Origin of the sequence: Acinetobacter sp. 1424608 (genome assembly GCF_000588255.1) — a bacterium.
GTDB classification, from domain to species: Bacteria; Pseudomonadota; Gammaproteobacteria; order Pseudomonadales; family Moraxellaceae; genus Acinetobacter; species Acinetobacter nosocomialis.
Map to the genome: position 1 here is coordinate 26,510 of NZ_JFXL01000011.1, position 17,786 is coordinate 44,295.

The window sequence follows — 17,786 nt, forward strand, 5'->3', positions numbered from 1 at the left end:
ATCAAACCCCTACCTTAACGGTGATGTGACAAGTACGCTTAGTAATACGATCTGCACGGCCTTTAGCACGTGGCATAATACGTTTAAGGCTCATGCCTTCATCAACGTAAATCGTAGAAACTTTAAGATCGTCAACATCTAAACTGTTATTGTGTTCAGCGTTTGCAATCGCAGATTCCAATGCTTTTTTTACTAAAACAGCAGCTTTTTTATTGCTGAAGTTTAAGATGTTTAAAGCATGCGCAACAGATTTGCCGCGAATAAGATCTGCAACCAAACGTGCTTTTTGTGCCGAGATAGCGGCACCGCGTAATTTAGCAGTTACTTCCATCATGACACCTATTAACGTTTAGATTTCTTGTCAACACCGTGACCACGATAGGTACGAGTTGGCGCGAATTCACCGAGTTTATGACCAACCATATGCTCAGTAACAATTACTGGAACGTGATTACGACCATTATGAACAGAGATTGTTAAACCAACAAAATCTGGAAGGATCATCGAACGACGAGACCAAGTTTTGATCGGCTTGCGAGAGTTACTAGCAACAGCCGCTTCAACCTTAGCGAACAAGTGCGCATCGACGAATGGGCCTTTTTTCAGAGAACGAGGCATTAGTCAGATTCCTTTACTTGACGCGACGGTCGCGAATAATCATCTTAGTCGTACGCTTATTGGTACGTGTCTTGTACCCTTTAGCTTTTTGACCCCATGGGCTTACAGGTTGAATACCTTTGTTACGCCCTTCACCACCACCGTGTGGGTGGTCAATCGGGTTCATCGCCATACCACGTACGGTAGGACGAACACCACGCCAGCGTGAAGCACCAGCTTTACCCAATGAACGAAGGTTGTTTTCTTGGTTAGAAACTTCACCAATTACAGCGCGGCATTCAACATGCACTTTACGCATTTCGCCTGAACGAAGACGAATAATCGCGTAAGAACCATCACGACCCAACAACTGAACAGAAGCACCAGCAGAACGCGCTAATTGTGCACCCTTACCAATTTTAAGTTCAACGTTATGAAGTGTAGAACCGATCGGCATATTACGAAGTGGCAAGCAGTTACCTGGACGAATTGGAGCATCGTTACCAGATTGTACTTTATCGCCAGCACGTAAACCTTTAGGTGCAATGATATAACGACGCTCACCGTCAGCATATTTCAATAAAGCAATATGTGCTGTACGGTTTGGATCGTATTCAATACGCTCTACAACAGCTGGGATGCTGTCTTTGTTACGTTTGAAGTCAACGATACGGTAGTGTTGTTTATGACCACCACCAACGTGACGAGTAGTAATGTGACCGTTGTTATTACGACCACCAGTACGTTTTTTAGCTTCAACCAACGGTGCGTAAGGAGCGCCTTTGTGAAGATGGTCATGAACCACTTTCTCTACAAAGCGACGTCCTGGAGACGTTGGCTTACATTTTTGAATCGGCATAATTTTCGTCCTTATTCCGCTGCGCTTTCAGCGGTATCGCCCAAGTCAGCCATTTCAACATCTTGGCCGGCTTTCAGGGTGACGTATGCTTTTTTAACATCAGAACGACGTCCTAATGTACGACCAAAGCGCTTAGTCTTACCTTTAGTAATAGTTGTGTTAACTTTAACAACTTCTACACCAAAAAGTTTTTCAACTGCTTTTTTGATTTCAAGTTTAGTAGCATTGATGTCTACTTTAAATACTTGAACACCAACAGTATCACCTAAAACTTGTGCCTTTTCTGAGAAGACTGGTCCTTTAAGGACTTGATAGATACGTTCGTTGTTCATCCGAGTTCTACCTCAATTTTCTTAGCAGCAGCTACAGACATCACAACTTTATCAAACGCGATCAAGCTTACAGGATCGATTGCAGTTGCATCCACCACATCTACATGTGGAAGGTTACGTGCTGCAAGATATAAGTTCTCATCTACAGCGTCAGTAACGATTAATGCACGAGCAGCATTTAAGTCGTTAAGTTTTGCAAGCAATTCTTTAGTTTTTGGAGCTGCAACAGCAAACTCTTCAACTAATACAAGGCGATCTTGGCGAACAAGTTCAGCTAAGATACATTGCATTGCACCGCGGTACATCTTACGGTTTACTTTTTGAGACCAATCTTGTGGACGAGCAGCAAAAGTTTTACCACCACCAACCCAGATAGGGCTACGAATAGAACCCGCACGAGCACGACCAGTACCTTTTTGACGGAATGGTTTTTTACCACCGCCAGAAACGTCTGCACGCGATTTTTGAGCACGAGTACCTTGACGACCACCTGCTAAATAAGCAGTAACAACTTGGTGTACAAGAGCCTCGTTAAATTCACGTCCGAAAGCAACTTCAGACAATTCAACAGCAGAGCCGGAAACAGTTTTCAAATTCACGGTATTTCCCCTCAGGCCTTGATGGTAGGACGTACAATTACGTCACCGCCAGTTGCACCAGGAATTGCACCTTTAACAACTAAAACAGAACGTTCAGCGTCAATAGATACGATTTCAAGACCTTGTACTGTTACGCGTTCATCACCTAAGTGACCAGCCATTTTTTTGCCTTTGAACACGCGTCCAGGAGTTTGGTTTTGACCTGTAGAACCTAATACACGGTGAGAAACTGAGTTACCGTGAGTAGCGTCTTGGGTACGGAAGTTCCAACGTTTAACACCACCTTGGAAACCTTTACCTTTTGATTGACCAGTTACGTCAACAATTTGACCAACTGTGAACAAATCAACGCCAATAGTACCGCCAACTTCACGACCTTCAAGCTCAGCTTCAGTAACACGGAATTCTTTAACCAAGCGACCAGCAGCAACACCAGCTTTCGCGAAGTGACCTTTCTGAGCGTTAGTTACGCGAGATTCGCGACGTTCACCAGTAGTTACTTGAACAGCTTGATAACCATCAGTTTCAAGTGTTTTGATTTGCGTAATGCGGTTTGGATCGACTTCGATGACTGTAACAGGTACAGAAACACCAGCATCTGTAAAGATGCGAGTCATACCACATTTGCGACCGACTAAACCAATAGCCATGTGCATAAACCTCTAAAAAAGCGGCCTAATTAACTAATCGTTAATTAACCGAAAGCCTTAACCCAAAGCGATCTGAACATCAACACCAGCTGCAAGATCCAACTTCATCAATGCATCAACAGTTTTATCTGTAGGTTGAACGATGTCGATCAAACGTTTGTAGGTGCGGATTTCGTACTGGTCACGCGCATCTTTGTTAACGTGCGGTGAAGTAAGAACGTTGAAGCGTTCGATGCGAGTAGGCATCGGAATTGGACCACAAACTTGTGCGCCGGTACGCTTAGCGGTTTCTACGATCTCTTGAGCAGATTGATCAATCAGACGATGATCAAAAGACTTAAGACGGATACGAATTCTCTGGTTAGACATACCAGTAAACTCCAAGCCAAATATATAAAGAATCACCTTTGACGCATCTCACCTATTGGTAAGTGTCAAAGGCAGTGATAATCACCAAGGTCGTGATCGATGCCACGACTGTAATGCACATTTACTACTTTCTTCGCAGTAAATGCCCTCTTCTTGAGGGTCGCTCATTATAACGATTGTTTAAGTCTTATGCAATTCTCTTTTTCTATTTTTTGCTCAAATTCCACTTTAGCTACGTATTAATAATTCATTCTATGCATTTATTACAAACTCAATTGCTTTATTTAAGAGTTGATTACCTTGTTCAAATTTCTGTGCTTCTGAAGATTGCAGTTCATGTGCAGATTGAACATATTCTCCGTCAAAAATAGATAGCTCTTCTTCATTTTCCAGTAAAAGCTGTAAAGCTGCTGGTGTCATTTCCGGATGAAATTGAAAACCTAATACATTTTTCCCAATCTGATACATTTGATTACGGCAAGCAATGCTCTCAGCCAAACGTATAGCTCCTTTAGGTATTTCAAATGTTTCACTATGCCACTGCATCACATTGATTTCTTCAGGTAGCGGAAAACTTTCTTGTGGTAAGTTTGCAACTCTTTGAACTGTCGACCATCCTAGTTCTTGATAACGATTACGGCTTACTGCTGCACCCAATGCATTCGCAATTAGCTGCCCACCCAAGCAAAGACCTATTGCTGGTTTCCCTGCTGCCAAATATCGACGCAACCATCTTTTTTCTATTTTAAGCCATGGATAGTTTGCCTCGTCATTTACACTCATGGTTCCACCCATAATTAGTAGTAAGTCAACTTCTTCAATACGAGGTAAAGCTTCTATTTCAAGTGACCGATCTACGGGAAGTGCAAAGAATTCTGTAGAGCTAATAGTGGCGTGATGCGCTTTTAAAAACGAATAGCAACTTCCAAAACCTTCGCCAGCAATATGTTGAAAATAGTGAACACGTAAATGCGACTTCATGCGCTTAAACCTATTGTTGTTAGAATGTTGGTTTGATCTTTGCAAAAATAAAGCCAAGTTTTTAGTGAATGTTACAGTAGTAACGAAACATCTTAGAATTAACCAAAAATCTGGCGAATAAATCAGTTTTCTCTTAATCTAATCTTATTATTTAAAGCATAGCGCCCCATGAAAAAGCATAACAATTTCCAAACCCGACTCATTCATGCACCACGAAAAGCACCACAATTTATTGAAACTGTGCAACCTCCCTTATTTCGTGCATCGACTATTATTTTTAAATCAACTACGCACCTTTTTGACCGCCACTGGACCGACCCTTATGATTACAGTTATGGAACGCACGGTACGCCAACCACATTTACCTTAGGCGACAATATTGCTCAAATTGAAGGTGGCTTGTACTGTTTACTTGCACCCAGCGGTTTATCTGCAATTAACTTAGTTAACTCTGCTTTTTTAGCAACAGGCGATGAAGTTTGGGTCCCGGACAATATATATGGCCCAAATCTAGAGCATCTAAATCACTTAAAAGATCAATATGGTATTAGTGTCAAAATTTATAATTCAATTGATGTATCAAGTTTTAAACCGACTGAAAAAACCAAGCTCTTATGGTTAGAAGCAGCAGGTTCAGTGACTCTTGAATTTCCCGATCTTAAAGAACTTGTTAAAAAAGCCAAGTCACATGGAGTTGTAACTGCTTTAGATAATACTTGGGGAGCTGGACTTGCATTTAATGCTTTTGATTTCTCTGATGAGCATTTGTCGGTAGATCTAACCGTACATGCGCTAACAAAATATCCAAGTGGTGGTGGTGATATTTTAATGGGAAGTGTTGTAGCACGTGATGAAAAACTGTATCACCGCCTGTTCCGTACACATGCCATTCTAGGTATTGCTATCTCAGGAGATGATGCAGCACAAGTTCAGCGCAGCCTAGCACATATATCACTACGATATAAACAGCAATCAGATAATGCAAAAACCTTATTGGAATGGTTAAAGCAACAGCCTCAATTTGCACAGGTTCTACATCCAAGCGATAAAGCTTCTCCAGGTCATCAATATTGGCAAGAGATTTGCACTACAGGTAAGAGTGCAGGATTAGTCAGTGTCATATTTAAACCTGACTATGATATTTCAGCAGTACGCCGTTTTTGTGACGCTCTTAAGTTATTTAAACTTGGCTTTAGCTGGGGCGGACCAGTTAGCCTGGTTATGCTTTATGATTTAAAAATGATGAGGAAACTTGAGAATACACATTTACAACAAGGTTTATTGGTTCGTTTGTGTATAGGGCTAGAAGATCCTCAAGATTTAATTCAAGATATCGAAAATGCACTAAAACATTTGTAAAACGACAACATCAATAGTGGCTCGCTCCAAGGGATAAAAATATATGGGTACACCGATTGTTATTGCAAAAAACATTAATGACACATCAAAAGAAATTGTTTTGCTTTCTCAATTTGCCAACCGACATGGCCTGATTGCAGGTGCTACGGGTACAGGTAAAACTGTCACCCTAAAAGTTCTTGCAGAAAGTTTTTCTCGAATCGGTGTTCCCGTCTTTCTTGCTGACGCAAAGGGTGATGTTTCAAGTCTTGCAAAAGCTGGCGAGGCCTCGGATAAATTTAATGAACGCTTAAAGCTTCTACAAATTGATAGTGTTCCATTTGCGGCTAATCCCGTTATTTTTTGGGATCTATTTGGGCAACAAGGCCATCCTATTCGGACCACTATTTCTGAGATTGGACCAATTTTATTAGCACGCATACTTAACCTAAATGATACTCAAGAAGGTGTTTTATCTGCTGTATTCCGCATTGCAGATGATCAAGGATTACTGTTAGTCGACTTTAAAGATCTGAAAGCTATGATCACCTTTGTGAGTGAACATGCGGCAGAATTTAAAGCCGAGTACGGCAATCTATCTCCAGCTAGTTTAGGAGCAATTCAGCGTAATTTACTCGCTCTTGCCGACCAAGGTGGAGACCAGTTCTTTGGAGAGCCAGCTTTAAATATTCTAGACTTTATACAAACTGATGCTAATGGTCGTGGCTATATCAATATTCTTGCTGCAGACAAGCTCATGAATACACCTAAGCTATACGCCACTTTCTTGTTATGGATGCTTTCTGAATTATTTGAACAACTTCCTGAAGTTGGTGATATGGATAAACCAAAACTCGTGTTTTTCTTTGATGAAGCTCACTTGTTATTTGATAATGCCAGTCAAGCTTTACAACAAAAAATTGAACAAGTTGTACGTTTAATTCGCTCTAAAGGCGTCGGTATTTACTTTATCACTCAAAACCCACTTGATTTACCAGAAAGTGTTTTAGGTCAGCTCGGTAACCGTGTGCAACATGCCCTACGCGCCTTTACCCCCAAAGATCAAAAAGCAGTAAAAACTGCTGCAGATACATTCCGTTCAAATCCTGATTTTAAAGTGGATGAGTCAATTACACAGCTAGCCGTGGGTGAGGCACTTATTAGTTGTCTAGATGAGCAAGGTACTCCACAAATTGTTGAACGTGGCTGGGTTATGCCTCCTTACTCTTCATTTACACCTATCACTCCAGAAGAGCGTCAAACCTTAATCTCGCAAAGTATTATTGCCGGGGTTTATGAACAAGCTGTAGATCGTGATAGTGCCTATGAAATGCTCCAAAACAAAGTGGCTGAACGGGAACAGCAAAAACAAGATGCAGAACTCGCAAAACAGCAAGCTAAAGAACAGGAAACTTTAGCGAAACAACAAGAACGTCTAGCACGTGAACAGCAAAAAGAAGAGGAACGTGCGGCGCGTGAAAGAGCTAAACTTACTCAAGATATTGTCGGAACTTTTGCAAAAAGTGCTGCTCGCAGCTTAGGTGGTAGTACTGGCCAAAAATTAGTACGGGGGCTACTCGGCTCATTATTTGGAAAATAAAATTTATTTTTAAATCAGCATATTAATTTAAGGGATTTTATATCCCTTAAATTTTTTAAGGTTTTTATTAAAAAGCTATTGCTACAACTATTTTAAAGATGTATTTTAAATACATCTTATATAGCCAGATAATTAAGGTCTAGCCATGACTCCACAACAAATTGAACTCGTTAAATCTACTGTACCTGTATTGCGTGAACATGGTGTTACTCTAACTACATACTTCTATAAGCGTATGTTGAATAACAACCCAGAATTAAAAAATGTTTTTAATCTTGATGATCAGACCAGCCTGCGCCAACCTCGAGCCCTTGCAGCAGCTGTACTCGCATATGCTGAAAATATTGAGAATCCTACGGTGCTTGCCAAAGCAGTTGAACGCATTACCACCAAACACGTAAGCTTAGATATTCAGCCAGATCAATATGCAATTGTGGGTGACAACTTACTTCATTCAATTAGTGAAGTTTTAAATGTTCCATTTGAATCAGAACTCATTGAAGCGTGGAAACAAGCTTATTTACAGTTGGCAGATATCTTAATTGGTGTTGAAAAACAAAAATATGAACAACTTGAAAGCTTGAAAGGTGGATGGGCTGGCTGGCGTTCATTTGAAATCACACAAATTGATCCACTTGAGTCTGGCAAACGCTTTACTTTAAAGGCAACTGATCATGAAGATGTACTCACCAGCCCAGCAAATGCTTTTATTTCTGTAAAGGTTCAAGTACCTAACCAACAGCTTGAACAACCAAAAGCATTTAAGTTCACAGAGGCTCAAGAGGACAATACTTATCATTTTGATGTTCAACCAGAAGAAAACCATACAGAATTCTCTGTTTCAAACATTTTGCTTGAGCACTATAGCGTTGGTGATCAAGTACAAGTTTCAGCTCCTTTAACGCTGTAACTTAAAAAGCTCTGGCCTGAAAGTTTTATTCTTTAGACTTTCAGGCTAAGATGATCAACCTCTTAACCTTTAGTTTTTGGTGATCATGCAACTTAATAAATTTACCGATTATGCTTTGCGAATATTAATGTATGTCGCTCGTCCAAGTGATGCGCCGTACACGATTGCAGAAATCGCTCAAGATTTATATGTTTCGCAAAATCATCTTGTGAAGGTTGTCCATTTTATGGGTAAACAAGAGTGGATTATTACCATCCGTGGCAAAGGTGGTGGAATTCGATTAAATCCAAAAGCTTTAGATTTAAAACTTGGAACAATTGTCCGAATTTTACAAGGCGACCACCAAATTGTTGAATGCAATACACCGCCTTGTGTTTTACGCTCCCATTGTGGTTTGAAAGGAATTCTTGATCAAGCTTTGGAAAGCTTTTATCAAAGTTTAGATCAATATACGTTAGGTGAAGTTTTACAACAGCCAAAATCCGCTTCAGATCACTCCCCTATCGCCTTTTTGCAAATCTAGTACCCGTTATTCTATTTATCTTTTTAAGCAAGCTTACTGAAAATTAGCAAGAATAACCAAGCTCCTTTATACTAGGCGCGAGCCCTCTCATTTAAAAAGTTATTTTTTATGCGTCGTAGTGAAAAATCGAAAGACACCAAAGCCAGACTCGCACCCAAGCAAAAGATCAGTTATGAAAAGAAACCGGATCCAGCGATTACAGCCTATGCTGTGCAATCTCTAAACTGGTTACGCCAAGCTGAATTTTTAATGAGTGCTCCTAAATTGGCACTATGTGTTGAAGATAGCGGCTACGAGATTGCGTTTGCCGGACGTTCAAATGCAGGAAAATCTAGCGCAATTAATGCATTAACAAACCAGAAACAGCTTGCACGTGCCTCCAAAAAACCTGGGCGCACGCAAATGATTAACTTTTTCAGCCTAGGTAATCCAGATCAACGCTTAGTTGACCTTCCTGGTTATGGTTATGCAGCCGTACCAGAAGATATGAAACGTGTATGGCAAAAAGAATTAGAAAACTATCTAATCCATCGTAAAAGTTTACAAGGTTTGGTTTTACTCATGGATATTCGCCACCCTTTACAGCACTTTGACATGATGATGCTAGAGTGGGCTTATTCACGCCATTTATTTGTTCATATTCTTTTAACCAAAGCAGACAAACTGAACCGCGGCCCAGCGAACAAAGTATTGCTTGAAGTTAAACAACAACTGAAAAAAATGAAGCTTGATTTCTCGATTCAGCTTTTTTCTTCATTAAATAAACTAGGTTTAGAAGAGCTAGCAAGTGTGATGGCTGGACGTCTACATTTTACGCTTGAACAACAGCCAGAATTTGACGTTGATGCAATCCCAGAAGCAAGCGATGAGGATGCAGAAGAGTAAATCGTCAAAACAGATACAATTTCTTCATTAAATTTATATTCAATTGGCCCCTATTGCTAAACACAAATGTAGGGGCTTTTTTTATACTCATCATAACTTCATCGAGTTAAAAATCAGGACTAAATGATGAAATTGCTATCTTTTTTGAAGAATAAGGCTTTAGGTTCTTCTATTGATTATAAAATTCTTCCACGCAAGGTAAAATTTGACTGGAAAGATACCCCTGTAGACTGGATTCCAAACCAACCGTTTGCAAGTTATTTTATTAATGAAATTAACAATATCTTGCCTGCTGGAGAGTTCTGGTTTTGCCGGCTCTATAACAAGGTTTTACCTCGTATTACTGATGAAAAACTTAAACAGGATGTACAAGCATTTATTCGCCAAGAAGCAATGCATGCAAACGCACATACTTCTGCCAATAAAGAATATTTAAGTGCACGCAATATTGATATCCAGAGAAATCTGGACATTATGAATTATCTATTTACCACTGCTTTGGCAGATAAGCCTTTTGACAAAGAAGTTCCGCAATTCTTGCAAGAGCAATGGGATTTATTCCGTTTAGGTGTTATCGCGACAGTTGAGCACATGACATGTGTCCTAGGTAACTATGCGCTTTATAACAAACGTTGGGAAGAGTTAGGCGCAGATCCAGAAATGGTAGACTTGGTAAAATGGCATGGTTCAGAAGAAATTGAACATCGCACGGTTGCTTTCGATTTATATCGCCATTTAGGAGGTGGTTATATCCCGCGCTATTATTTAAGTCTTGCAGTGATTGTGCTTGTGTTAGGACTATGGGTAGACGGCGCTGCACATATTATGAAGCAAGATCCACGTTTTGCTGATGCTGCCAAATCTAGATTTTTCCCAGCTTGGGTTGCTCTAGAATGGTATAAAATCAGCCGAAAAGATAATCAGGTTTTACCAAACCCAATCTGGCTTATTGCTCAGCAAATTGACTACCTCATGCCGTGGTATGATCCAGTTAAAGAAGGTAGCACTGAAGATGCGGTAAGTTATTTATCGCAGTCGCCAGCAGCCAAAAGAGCTGAATTACAAGCAGCTTAAAATAAAAAAAAGCAGGATATAAATCCTGCTTTTTTTATTTAGAGATTAGATACTGATATCTTTATCTTTGGTATATCGATCTACTACCACACTAATCATCATATCTCCCTGCACATTTACAACCGTTCTTACCGTATCGAGTAAACGATCGATTGGAAGTAAAATCGCAATTGCTTCGGCAGGTAAACCCACAGACTGTAATACCATAATCATGGTAACCATACCCGCACTTGGAATTCCTGGTGCTCCAAGTGATGCGATCATTGCGGTTAGGCATACTACAATTTGTTGTGTCAGGTTTAAATCTAGTCCAACTAGATTTGCCACAAAGAGCGCGGCAGCAGCCTCATATAAAGCTGTACCATCCATATTGAGCTGTGTACCCAATGGAATCACAAAACCCGCGGTTTGAGGACGAACACCTAAGTTTTCCTGTGCGCATTTCATACTCAACGGCATAGTGGCAGAGCTAGAGCTCGTTGCAAATGCGGTAATTAAAGCTGTACGTGTGCCTTTGAAGAAAGTCCAAGGGCTCATACGACCAAAAATCCAAAGCAGTAGCGGTAAAACAACAGCGCCATGAAAAATAGTAGTACCTGTTACCACAGCAGCAAACTCCGCCAATCGGCTTAATACTGAAATGTCTTCGGTAGCCATTAATTTAGCGAGTAAGGCAAAAATACCTAACGGCGCCAATTTCATTACCCAGCCTACTAGCATCATCATCATTTCAAAAAACTGATGACTCAATACCCGAATACTTTTAAAACGTTCGCCACCATGAACTAAAGCAACACCCACAAATAGAGCAAACACGACGACAGCTAAAACATTCCCGTCACTAAAAGCTTTAAATGGGTTAATTAAAGTATTTTGAATAAAATTAGTGAAGAAAGTTGCCGGGTTTAAACTATCTGGTGTTTGATAGCTTTGCATAGATGCCTGAAAAATTGAAATATCTACACCTCGCCCGACCTCAAACAAATGAGCACAGCTAATACCTAAAATTAAGGCCAAGGTGGTGGTGGTGATACAACACAAGAATGTGATTTTCCAAACCGGGCCTAATTGTCCACCTGCCTGCAAATTTGAAACTCCAACCACAATAGAACTAAAAATTAATGGCACCAACAACATTTTAAGTAGCCCAATAAAAACACTACTTAATATGCCTAATCCATATAAACTGTGCTTTACAAAAGCAGTGTCCGGATACATGGTAAGTAGGAAGCCAAAGGCTAAACCTAAAATGGCAGCAATCAGAATTTGTGTATTTAAGTTCATATCAACATTATTTTTTTCAGTAGGCAATCCTTTTGTAAATATGACATGAGCTTGCTTTTCATTCGAGCAATTTTTTGTCACATCGTTTCAATTAAAAATAAAAAAGCCATCTTTTCAGATGGCTCATCGTTATTTATTGAGTTTCAATTTCCCGTAAACGCATCAAACCCTCTTGCACCGTACTACATACGAGTTGGCCATTTTGCCACATACGGCCAAAGTTTAAACCGCGAGAAGCCGCACTAACTGTAGCTTCCATGTCATAGAGCATCCATTCATCAGCACGAAGTGGGCGATGGAAATAAATCGCATGATCAATACTGGCACATTGCAAACTCGGAGAAATATAACTTAAGCCATGTGGTCTTAAAGCTGTTGTCATCAAAGTAAAGTCTGAGTAAAACGCTACAATTGCTTGATGCAATGAAATGTCATCTAGCTGTTTTGGAATACGGTCATGGGTACGGATATAGTGCGCATTGAAAGGCGCTTCCGGTTGTGGTTGAAACGGATTGACTGGATCAATCGGACGGATTTCAACATGACGCTCACGCATAAAACTTGCACGAACATTTTCCGGTACAAAATTCAGGATACCTTCTTTCAGCTCACTTTCCGATTTTAGCGCTTCAGGAGTTGGGTAATCTGGTTCTGGATGCTGATAGTTCAAGCCTTCTTCAGGGTTAGCAAAAGACACCATTGCCGAGAAAATAACTCGTCCATGCTGAATTGCCCGAACTTGACGGCTGACAAAGCTTTTGCCATCACGTAAACGGTCTACTTCATAGATGATTGGAGCATTAATATCACCACCATATAAAAAGTAGGCATGCAGAGAATGCGCAGGACGATCAGTTGTGTAAGAAGCAGCACGTAATGCTTGACCGAGAACCTGACCTCCAAAAACACGTTTACCGACCAAATTACGGCTAATTCCACGGTAAATATTTTCTTCAAGCTTTTCTAAAGTGAGCAGCTCAACCAGTTCTTGGGTTAACGCATTCATGAGAGATACCTTCATATTGCAGGCAAAATTGGTATTAAAGGACAGATGTGTAGAATCTATTGTGCCATAAAAAACTATTTGTACATGGAACAATCAGTCAACTTCTGACAAACATTGCCCTTAAAACAGCTAAAAATACGATTTTTAACGATAAAAAATGCCAAAAGAATTATAATTTATCAGAAAATAGCATATTGTTTTTTTTAATAAATACCGCAAAATATTTACCCTCTGCCTTTGGTGCCGGGATTTGTCTTTAAGAAGTAGGAGTTCTTATGTCCAAGAGTGGGTTTGGTCAAATGTATCGTCGGCTTTCGAGTAAACTACTTGACCTCGTGGTAACACCACATGTTCTTGGGGAAGTTCCTACTGAACCAGTATCAGCAATAACAGAAAAAGAAGCGAAGACCGAGCGCCAAAAAGTAGTGTGCTATGTCTTGCAAAACCATTCTCGCAGTAATGCTTTAGTGGTAGATGGGGAAACTCGCCGCTTAAATTTAAAGCCAGCGCTAGATCCATTAGTCATCGGTACTCATCAGGAAAAAGCTTCAGTTTTATTTTTACAACACAATGATGAAAATAACCTACTGAATCCCCCTCCTCATGCTTTTCCGCCACGTTTAATTAAACTGATCGAAGTTTTGCAAGCAAATCCTGAACTCGACATAGAACTGGTTCCGGTAACCGTTTTATGGGGTCGTTCTCCAGATAAAGAAGACTCTTGGTTTAAGTTGTTATTCTCAGATACATGGGCAACACCAAGTACAGTTAAACAGCTTGTAAATATTGGTTTGCATGGTCGCCAATCTTATTTGGAATTCCATGAACCACAGTCTTTACGTGACCTCGTTGAATATGCTCAGAAGCATTATCCGAACCTTTCGCCAGCGACTTATATTGTTAGCACTTTAAATGACTACCTTGATCGTCAACGTGAAGTTGTTTTAGGCCCTGACTTATCTGACCGCCGCAATGTCATGCAGTCGGTATTAAAGTCTCGTGATGTTCAAGAAGCCATTCGACGCGAAAGTATTCGCGGTAAAATCAGCATGCTTGAAGCAGAGCGCCGTGCAATTGGTTATGTGAATGAAATCGTATCTGATTATTCTCACTCAGCAGTACGTTTTGCAGATTTGGCATTAACACGTCTATGGACTCAGCTTTATGACGGCGTAGAAGTTCATAACTTCAGTACTGTCCGAGAGCTTGCAAAAGACTATGAAATTGTTTACACACCATGTCACCGTAGCCACATTGACTACTTACTACTATCTTATGTGATTTATAAACGTGGCTTGATGGTTCCGTATATTGCTGCGGGCGACAACCTAAACTTACCTTTTGTTGGTCAGCTTTTACGTGGTGGCGGTGCCTTCTTTATTCGCCGCTCTTTCCGTGGTAATGGCCTTTATACTTCTGTATTTAAAGAATATTTATATAGTATTCTTTCTCGCAACACACCACTTGAATACTTTATTGAAGGTGGACGTTCGCGTACAGGCCGCTTATTACCACCGAAAACCGGCATGCTCGCAATGACAGTCCATAGTCATTTACGTGGCCGTGCCAAGCCGATTGTATTTGTGCCAACTTACATTGGTTATGAGCGCCTTATGGAAGGTTCAACCTATGTAGGCGAAATGCAAGGTAAGCCAAAAGAAGCCGAGTCTATTTTTGGTATTTTAAAAACACTCCGAAAAATTGAACGTATTTTCGGTAAAGTACACGTTAACTTTGGTGAACCTGTTTTTCTAGATGACTTGCTTAAACAGCATAATGCTGAGAACGTTTATATTGAAAAGAACGATGACCCAGTGCCACCTGCTGTTTCAGAAGCAGTAAACAGTTCTGCAAATGCGATTTTAGAAAATATTAACCGTGCGGTAGTGATTAATCCGGTTTCTTTACTCTCAATTATTTTGCTTGCAACACCAAAGCATACGCTTGATGAAGAAATCTGCATTAAGCAGCTTGAAGCTTACCGCAATTTAGCATCAAATTTCCCTTACGATCAGCGCACAGAAGTGACGCCGCTATCTGGCAAGGAAATTATTGCTTATGGCTTAAAGCTTAAATTGATTAAGCGCGTACAGCATGCCCTTGGTGACATTATTGCGATTGAAGATAACCAAGCGGTTCTCCTCACCTATTTCCGTAATAACATTTTGCATGCATTCGTTTTACCTTCATTGATTGCATCTCTTGTTGAACATAACGGGAAAATTAGCCGTGCTGATTTAAGCAATGTTATCTATACGCTTTATCCATTCTTAAAAGCCGAACTATTCCTTAAATGGAAAAGTAGCGAACTTAAAGAACAGATTGAGCAATATGCAGATGCATTGGTTCAATCAAATCTTATTCAACAAGATGACGAAGGCAATTTAATCAGCTCTGCACCGAATACTGAAGAGCATAATCAGCTTGTTGTATTAGCAACACCTGTTAAACAAAGCCTTGAACGTTATTACATGACTTTAGCTTTAATCACTCAGCGTGGTTCAGGCAATATTTCAGCAAAACAAGTTGAAGAATTAAGTCATTTATTAGGACAACGTTTATCAGTCCTTTATGAATTTAACTCTCCTGAATTCTTTGACAAAGCATTGTTCCAAAGCTTTATCAAAGTTTTAACTCAACAAAACTACATTCGAACGAATGACCAAGGCCAAATCGAGTTTGATGATAATTTCCGTCAAATGGCAGCAGGCGCACAGTTGGTGCTTGATGAAGTGACATTACAAATGTTGCAACACATCACGACCTTTACTGATGAAGAGTTAAAAGAAGCTCTTGAAGCAATGGCTTCTCAGCAAGCTAAACGCCGTTTAAAACGTAAAAAAGCTTAGAATCTTCATATAAAATAAAAGGCAACTTAAGTTGCCTTTTATTTTATCTACTCATTGGACATTCAAAGTAACGCGGATCATCAATACAACGTAAGCGTTTCATTAGCTCCACAAAGTAGGCATCGTAATAACCGGAGCGAACATATTGATTGCGTATTTTTGCCACCATAATGTCATAGCTCTGCTTTTCGTAAAAAGAAACGTCAACCCAATAATAGGCTGGTAAATGGTTTTCCCATTGTATAGCTCGATTTGTTAATAATTGACTATTTTGAACAAACCAAGCCCGAATTTTTCGTCCAAAATTGGCTGGATAATCTTGGGGTTTAATAATTAAATTTACCCCGAAATACGCCAGAGGAAAATTAATCACCTGAGTATCTGGCCCAAAATCTTTCTGTAAGTTATAAGGCAAAAGACCATAAACAGGCGCTGGCATAATATCGATTTTATTTTGTTGAAATTGCGCAATCGCATTCGATAAATCAACATATACCGGCTGCGCACCTACACTTCTCACCAAAGCTTGTTGTGGCGGATTATTGGCCAGAACTCCAATTCGTTGGCCTCTAAGCTGTGCCACTTTTGATATTTTTTTGGTTTTCATGACCATATTTGCAGTTCCAACCGGAATCATGCCGACTGCTTCATAGTCTTTATTAATTAATCTTTTCTCAATTGTAGGATGATTTAAAAGCTGCAATAGATTTCGTGCAGTCCGGTTATTGGGTATAAGACCAATACCTGAGGTACTACCCATAAAATGATTATACTGATAAGTATTAAAGTTACTGGCTGCTAAGCCTGAGCATTTACCCGCATCAAAGGCTTGAATGGCTTGTTGCTCTTTTTGATAACTAACGACTTTGAATTTAACCTGATATTGCTGAGCATATAAACGAATGTCATTTAGTCGACGCGTAATATCCCCTTGGGTACCCGCTGGATCATATGCACACCACACCTGATCCCCAGCCCAACTCGTAACTGACGTTACACTCAAAAAGAGAGCTAAACAAAATTTTTTCACTTTTAACCTTTTTATCTTTATCGGCAATTTAACTGCCTCATCAGGTATTTCTGTTGTTATTTAAAGTTTAGTCTAAATTTTAATTTGTACCATGAGCATTTAAACATAATAAATAGTCATTAAAGCAAATTGGATGCTCAAGTTGAAAACCCGTCTCAAACAAATGTTTCGCATAAATTTTTTTGCCTGACACATGAGCTGAATCTAAGGTAAGTAGCGGTAAATCTAACTGACTTTGAAACCACAGTAAGACTTCATGCAAAGGTACAGGTGCATTATTAGCAACAAGATAACTTTTATGGGGTTTTTCAAAATCAGCTAAAAATGCCAAAAACCTTGCTAAATCATCAATATGAATACGGTTACTATAGTGAATATTTGGATAGGTTTGCGTGTGCTCAGCCATTCGTTTTAGGCGATCAATAGAAGCCCCATAAATCCCTGTAGGACGCACAATCACGCACTGTGACGGAAAATACTTTTGCCATAGGAATTCCATATTGTGCAAGATATGCCCTTGGGCATCGTTTGGGTGAATCTCACTATGATCATCAATTGTTTCACCAGAATTTTCACCATATACCCGCGTAGATGACACCACAATTAATCTTTTAACCGGATGCGATTTTAAAGCCTGACGAATAGGCTCAATACTATCCACATAAGTATGCTGATAACCTTCAACAGTACTATCGTCTGGTGAAAGTAAAATATACACTACATCTACAGGTGCAATTTCGCTTAAATCGAGCGTAAAAATATCCTGTACGAGATGTGTCCCATAAGGGTCTGTCTTTTCACTACGGCTAATTGTGGTAATTTGATGTCCTTTCTCAAATAGTTGTTTAGCAACACGCTGAGATGTTTTACCATAACCGATAAATAATATATGCATAGAGA

19 protein-coding genes are annotated in these 17,786 nt (G+C 39.9%); 7 read left to right on the forward strand and 12 right to left on the reverse strand.

The window, feature by feature from the left end; all coding sequences use genetic code 11:
- Nucleotide 1 precedes the first annotated feature (1 nt).
- The 8 genes from rplV to J678_RS15495 all read right to left on the reverse strand — a co-directional run bounded on the left by rplV (nucleotide 2) and on the right by J678_RS15495 (nucleotide 4,387).
- Nucleotides 2–331, reverse strand: a complete 330-nt coding sequence (gene rplV, locus J678_RS15460) for a 50S ribosomal protein L22 (RefSeq protein WP_001982638.1) — start codon at nucleotides 329–331, stop codon at nucleotides 2–4.
- An 11-nt stretch (nucleotides 332–342) separates the two neighbouring features.
- Nucleotides 343–618: a 30S ribosomal protein S19 gene (gene rpsS, locus J678_RS15465; protein ID WP_001138119.1), complete on the reverse strand. Its 276-nt coding sequence runs from the start codon at nucleotides 616–618 to the stop codon at nucleotides 343–345.
- 13 nt (nucleotides 619–631) lie between these two features.
- Complete coding sequence (gene rplB / locus J678_RS15470; RefSeq protein ID WP_002049686.1) at nucleotides 632–1,456, reverse strand: 50S ribosomal protein L2; 825 nt, start codon at nucleotides 1,454–1,456, stop codon at nucleotides 632–634.
- Between the two features lie 11 nt (nucleotides 1,457–1,467).
- Complete coding sequence (rplW, locus tag J678_RS15475) at nucleotides 1,468–1,788, reverse strand: 50S ribosomal protein L23 (protein WP_002049693.1); 321 nt, start codon at nucleotides 1,786–1,788, stop codon at nucleotides 1,468–1,470.
- A complete protein-coding gene (gene rplD / locus J678_RS15480; protein WP_002049755.1) occupies nucleotides 1,785–2,387 on the reverse strand; it encodes a 50S ribosomal protein L4 in 603 nt (200 codons plus the stop codon). Before rplD ends, rplW begins: the two co-directional genes overlap by 4 nt.
- An 11-nt stretch (nucleotides 2,388–2,398) precedes the next feature.
- The gene (gene rplC, locus J678_RS15485) at nucleotides 2,399–3,037 is read right to left on the reverse strand and encodes a 50S ribosomal protein L3 (protein ID WP_002049740.1); all 639 of its coding nucleotides are present in this window, start codon (nucleotides 3,035–3,037) and stop codon (nucleotides 2,399–2,401) included.
- A 57-nt stretch (nucleotides 3,038–3,094) separates the two neighbouring features.
- Nucleotides 3,095–3,406: a 30S ribosomal protein S10 gene (rpsJ, locus tag J678_RS15490; protein WP_000070912.1), complete on the reverse strand. Its 312-nt coding sequence runs from the start codon at nucleotides 3,404–3,406 to the stop codon at nucleotides 3,095–3,097.
- A gap of 252 nt (nucleotides 3,407–3,658) precedes the next feature.
- Nucleotides 3,659–4,387, reverse strand: coding sequence for a type 1 glutamine amidotransferase (locus J678_RS15495; RefSeq protein WP_004711809.1), 729 nt, complete (start codon nucleotides 4,385–4,387; stop codon nucleotides 3,659–3,661).
- A 168-nt stretch (nucleotides 4,388–4,555) separates the two neighbouring features.
- Here J678_RS15495 and J678_RS15500 point away from each other — a divergent pair, with 168 nt between their 5' ends.
- The 6 genes from J678_RS15500 (at nucleotide 4,556) to J678_RS15525 (ending at nucleotide 10,717) form a co-directional block, all read left to right on the forward strand.
- Nucleotides 4,556–5,746: a PLP-dependent transferase gene (locus J678_RS15500; protein ID WP_031955911.1), complete on the forward strand. Its 1,191-nt coding sequence runs from the start codon at nucleotides 4,556–4,558 to the stop codon at nucleotides 5,744–5,746.
- Between the two features lie 43 nt (nucleotides 5,747–5,789).
- The gene (locus J678_RS15505) at nucleotides 5,790–7,325 is read left to right on the forward strand and encodes a helicase HerA-like domain-containing protein (protein WP_031955912.1); all 1,536 of its coding nucleotides are present in this window, start codon (nucleotides 5,790–5,792) and stop codon (nucleotides 7,323–7,325) included.
- A gap of 145 nt (nucleotides 7,326–7,470) precedes the next feature.
- Nucleotides 7,471–8,235: a globin domain-containing protein gene (locus J678_RS15510; protein ID WP_031955913.1), complete on the forward strand. Its 765-nt coding sequence runs from the start codon at nucleotides 7,471–7,473 to the stop codon at nucleotides 8,233–8,235.
- 85 nt (nucleotides 8,236–8,320) lie between these two features.
- Entirely contained in the window at nucleotides 8,321–8,758 is a 438-nt protein-coding gene (locus J678_RS15515; protein ID WP_001176605.1) for an RrF2 family transcriptional regulator, read from the forward strand.
- A 108-nt stretch (nucleotides 8,759–8,866) separates the two neighbouring features.
- Complete coding sequence (yihA, locus tag J678_RS15520) at nucleotides 8,867–9,643, forward strand: ribosome biogenesis GTP-binding protein YihA/YsxC (protein WP_001254456.1); 777 nt, start codon at nucleotides 8,867–8,869, stop codon at nucleotides 9,641–9,643.
- A gap of 123 nt (nucleotides 9,644–9,766) precedes the next feature.
- A complete protein-coding gene (locus tag J678_RS15525; protein WP_080754110.1) occupies nucleotides 9,767–10,717 on the forward strand; it encodes a metal-dependent hydrolase in 951 nt (316 codons plus the stop codon).
- Between the two features lie 45 nt (nucleotides 10,718–10,762).
- Here the strand turns inward: J678_RS15525 and J678_RS15530 are convergent, their stop codons facing one another.
- Both J678_RS15530 and J678_RS15535 read right to left on the reverse strand, forming a co-directional pair.
- Nucleotides 10,763–12,028: a dicarboxylate/amino acid:cation symporter gene (locus J678_RS15530; protein WP_002000599.1), complete on the reverse strand. Its 1,266-nt coding sequence runs from the start codon at nucleotides 12,026–12,028 to the stop codon at nucleotides 10,763–10,765.
- A gap of 106 nt (nucleotides 12,029–12,134) precedes the next feature.
- Nucleotides 12,135–13,007, reverse strand: a complete 873-nt coding sequence (locus tag J678_RS15535) for an acyl-CoA thioesterase (RefSeq protein WP_031955917.1) — start codon at nucleotides 13,005–13,007, stop codon at nucleotides 12,135–12,137.
- A gap of 275 nt (nucleotides 13,008–13,282) precedes the next feature.
- Here J678_RS15535 and plsB point away from each other — a divergent pair, with 275 nt between their 5' ends.
- Nucleotides 13,283–15,856: a glycerol-3-phosphate 1-O-acyltransferase PlsB gene (gene plsB / locus J678_RS15540; protein WP_031955919.1), complete on the forward strand. Its 2,574-nt coding sequence runs from the start codon at nucleotides 13,283–13,285 to the stop codon at nucleotides 15,854–15,856.
- Between the two features lie 43 nt (nucleotides 15,857–15,899).
- Here the strand turns inward: plsB and adeT2 are convergent, their stop codons facing one another.
- Together adeT2 and J678_RS15550 are read right to left on the reverse strand one after the other, a co-directional pair.
- Nucleotides 15,900–16,886, reverse strand: a complete 987-nt coding sequence (gene adeT2, locus J678_RS15545; RefSeq protein ID WP_031955920.1) for a putative multidrug efflux protein AdeT2 — start codon at nucleotides 16,884–16,886, stop codon at nucleotides 15,900–15,902.
- A gap of 79 nt (nucleotides 16,887–16,965) precedes the next feature.
- The gene (locus J678_RS15550; protein WP_031955922.1) at nucleotides 16,966–17,781 is read right to left on the reverse strand and encodes an NAD-dependent epimerase/dehydratase family protein; all 816 of its coding nucleotides are present in this window, start codon (nucleotides 17,779–17,781) and stop codon (nucleotides 16,966–16,968) included.
- Nucleotides 17,782–17,786: the final 5 nt, after the last annotated feature.

What these genes read in the sequence shown, in the direction of transcription:
- rplV (WP_001982638.1), bottom strand. Translation starts at nt 331, where the DNA reads ATGGAAGTAACTGCTAAATTACGCGGTGCCGCTATCTCGGCACAAAAA.
- rpsS (WP_001138119.1), bottom strand. Translation starts at nt 618, where the DNA reads ATGCCTCGTTCTCTGAAAAAAGGCCCATTCGTCGATGCGCACTTGTTC.
- rplB (WP_002049686.1), bottom strand. Translation starts at nt 1,456, where the DNA reads ATGCCGATTCAAAAATGTAAGCCAACGTCTCCAGGACGTCGCTTTGTA.
- rplW (WP_002049693.1), bottom strand. Translation starts at nt 1,788, where the DNA reads ATGAACAACGAACGTATCTATCAAGTCCTTAAAGGACCAGTCTTCTCA.
- rplC (WP_002049740.1), bottom strand. Translation starts at nt 3,037, where the DNA reads ATGGCTATTGGTTTAGTCGGTCGCAAATGTGGTATGACTCGCATCTTT.
- rpsJ (WP_000070912.1), bottom strand. Translation starts at nt 3,406, where the DNA reads ATGTCTAACCAGAGAATTCGTATCCGTCTTAAGTCTTTTGATCATCGT.
- J678_RS15495 (WP_004711809.1), bottom strand. Translation starts at nt 4,387, where the DNA reads ATGAAGTCGCATTTACGTGTTCACTATTTTCAACATATTGCTGGCGAA.
- J678_RS15500 (WP_031955911.1), top strand. Translation starts at nt 4,556, where the DNA reads ATGAAAAAGCATAACAATTTCCAAACCCGACTCATTCATGCACCACGA.
- J678_RS15505 (WP_031955912.1), top strand. Translation starts at nt 5,790, where the DNA reads ATGGGTACACCGATTGTTATTGCAAAAAACATTAATGACACATCAAAA.
- J678_RS15510 (WP_031955913.1), top strand. Translation starts at nt 7,471, where the DNA reads ATGACTCCACAACAAATTGAACTCGTTAAATCTACTGTACCTGTATTG.
- J678_RS15515 (WP_001176605.1), top strand. Translation starts at nt 8,321, where the DNA reads ATGCAACTTAATAAATTTACCGATTATGCTTTGCGAATATTAATGTAT.
- yihA (WP_001254456.1), top strand. Translation starts at nt 8,867, where the DNA reads ATGCGTCGTAGTGAAAAATCGAAAGACACCAAAGCCAGACTCGCACCC.
- J678_RS15525 (WP_080754110.1), top strand. Translation starts at nt 9,767, where the DNA reads ATGATGAAATTGCTATCTTTTTTGAAGAATAAGGCTTTAGGTTCTTCT.
- J678_RS15535 (WP_031955917.1), bottom strand. Translation starts at nt 13,007, where the DNA reads ATGAATGCGTTAACCCAAGAACTGGTTGAGCTGCTCACTTTAGAAAAG.
- plsB (WP_031955919.1), top strand. Translation starts at nt 13,283, where the DNA reads ATGTCCAAGAGTGGGTTTGGTCAAATGTATCGTCGGCTTTCGAGTAAA.
- J678_RS15550 (WP_031955922.1), bottom strand. Translation starts at nt 17,781, where the DNA reads ATGCATATATTATTTATCGGTTATGGTAAAACATCTCAGCGTGTTGCT.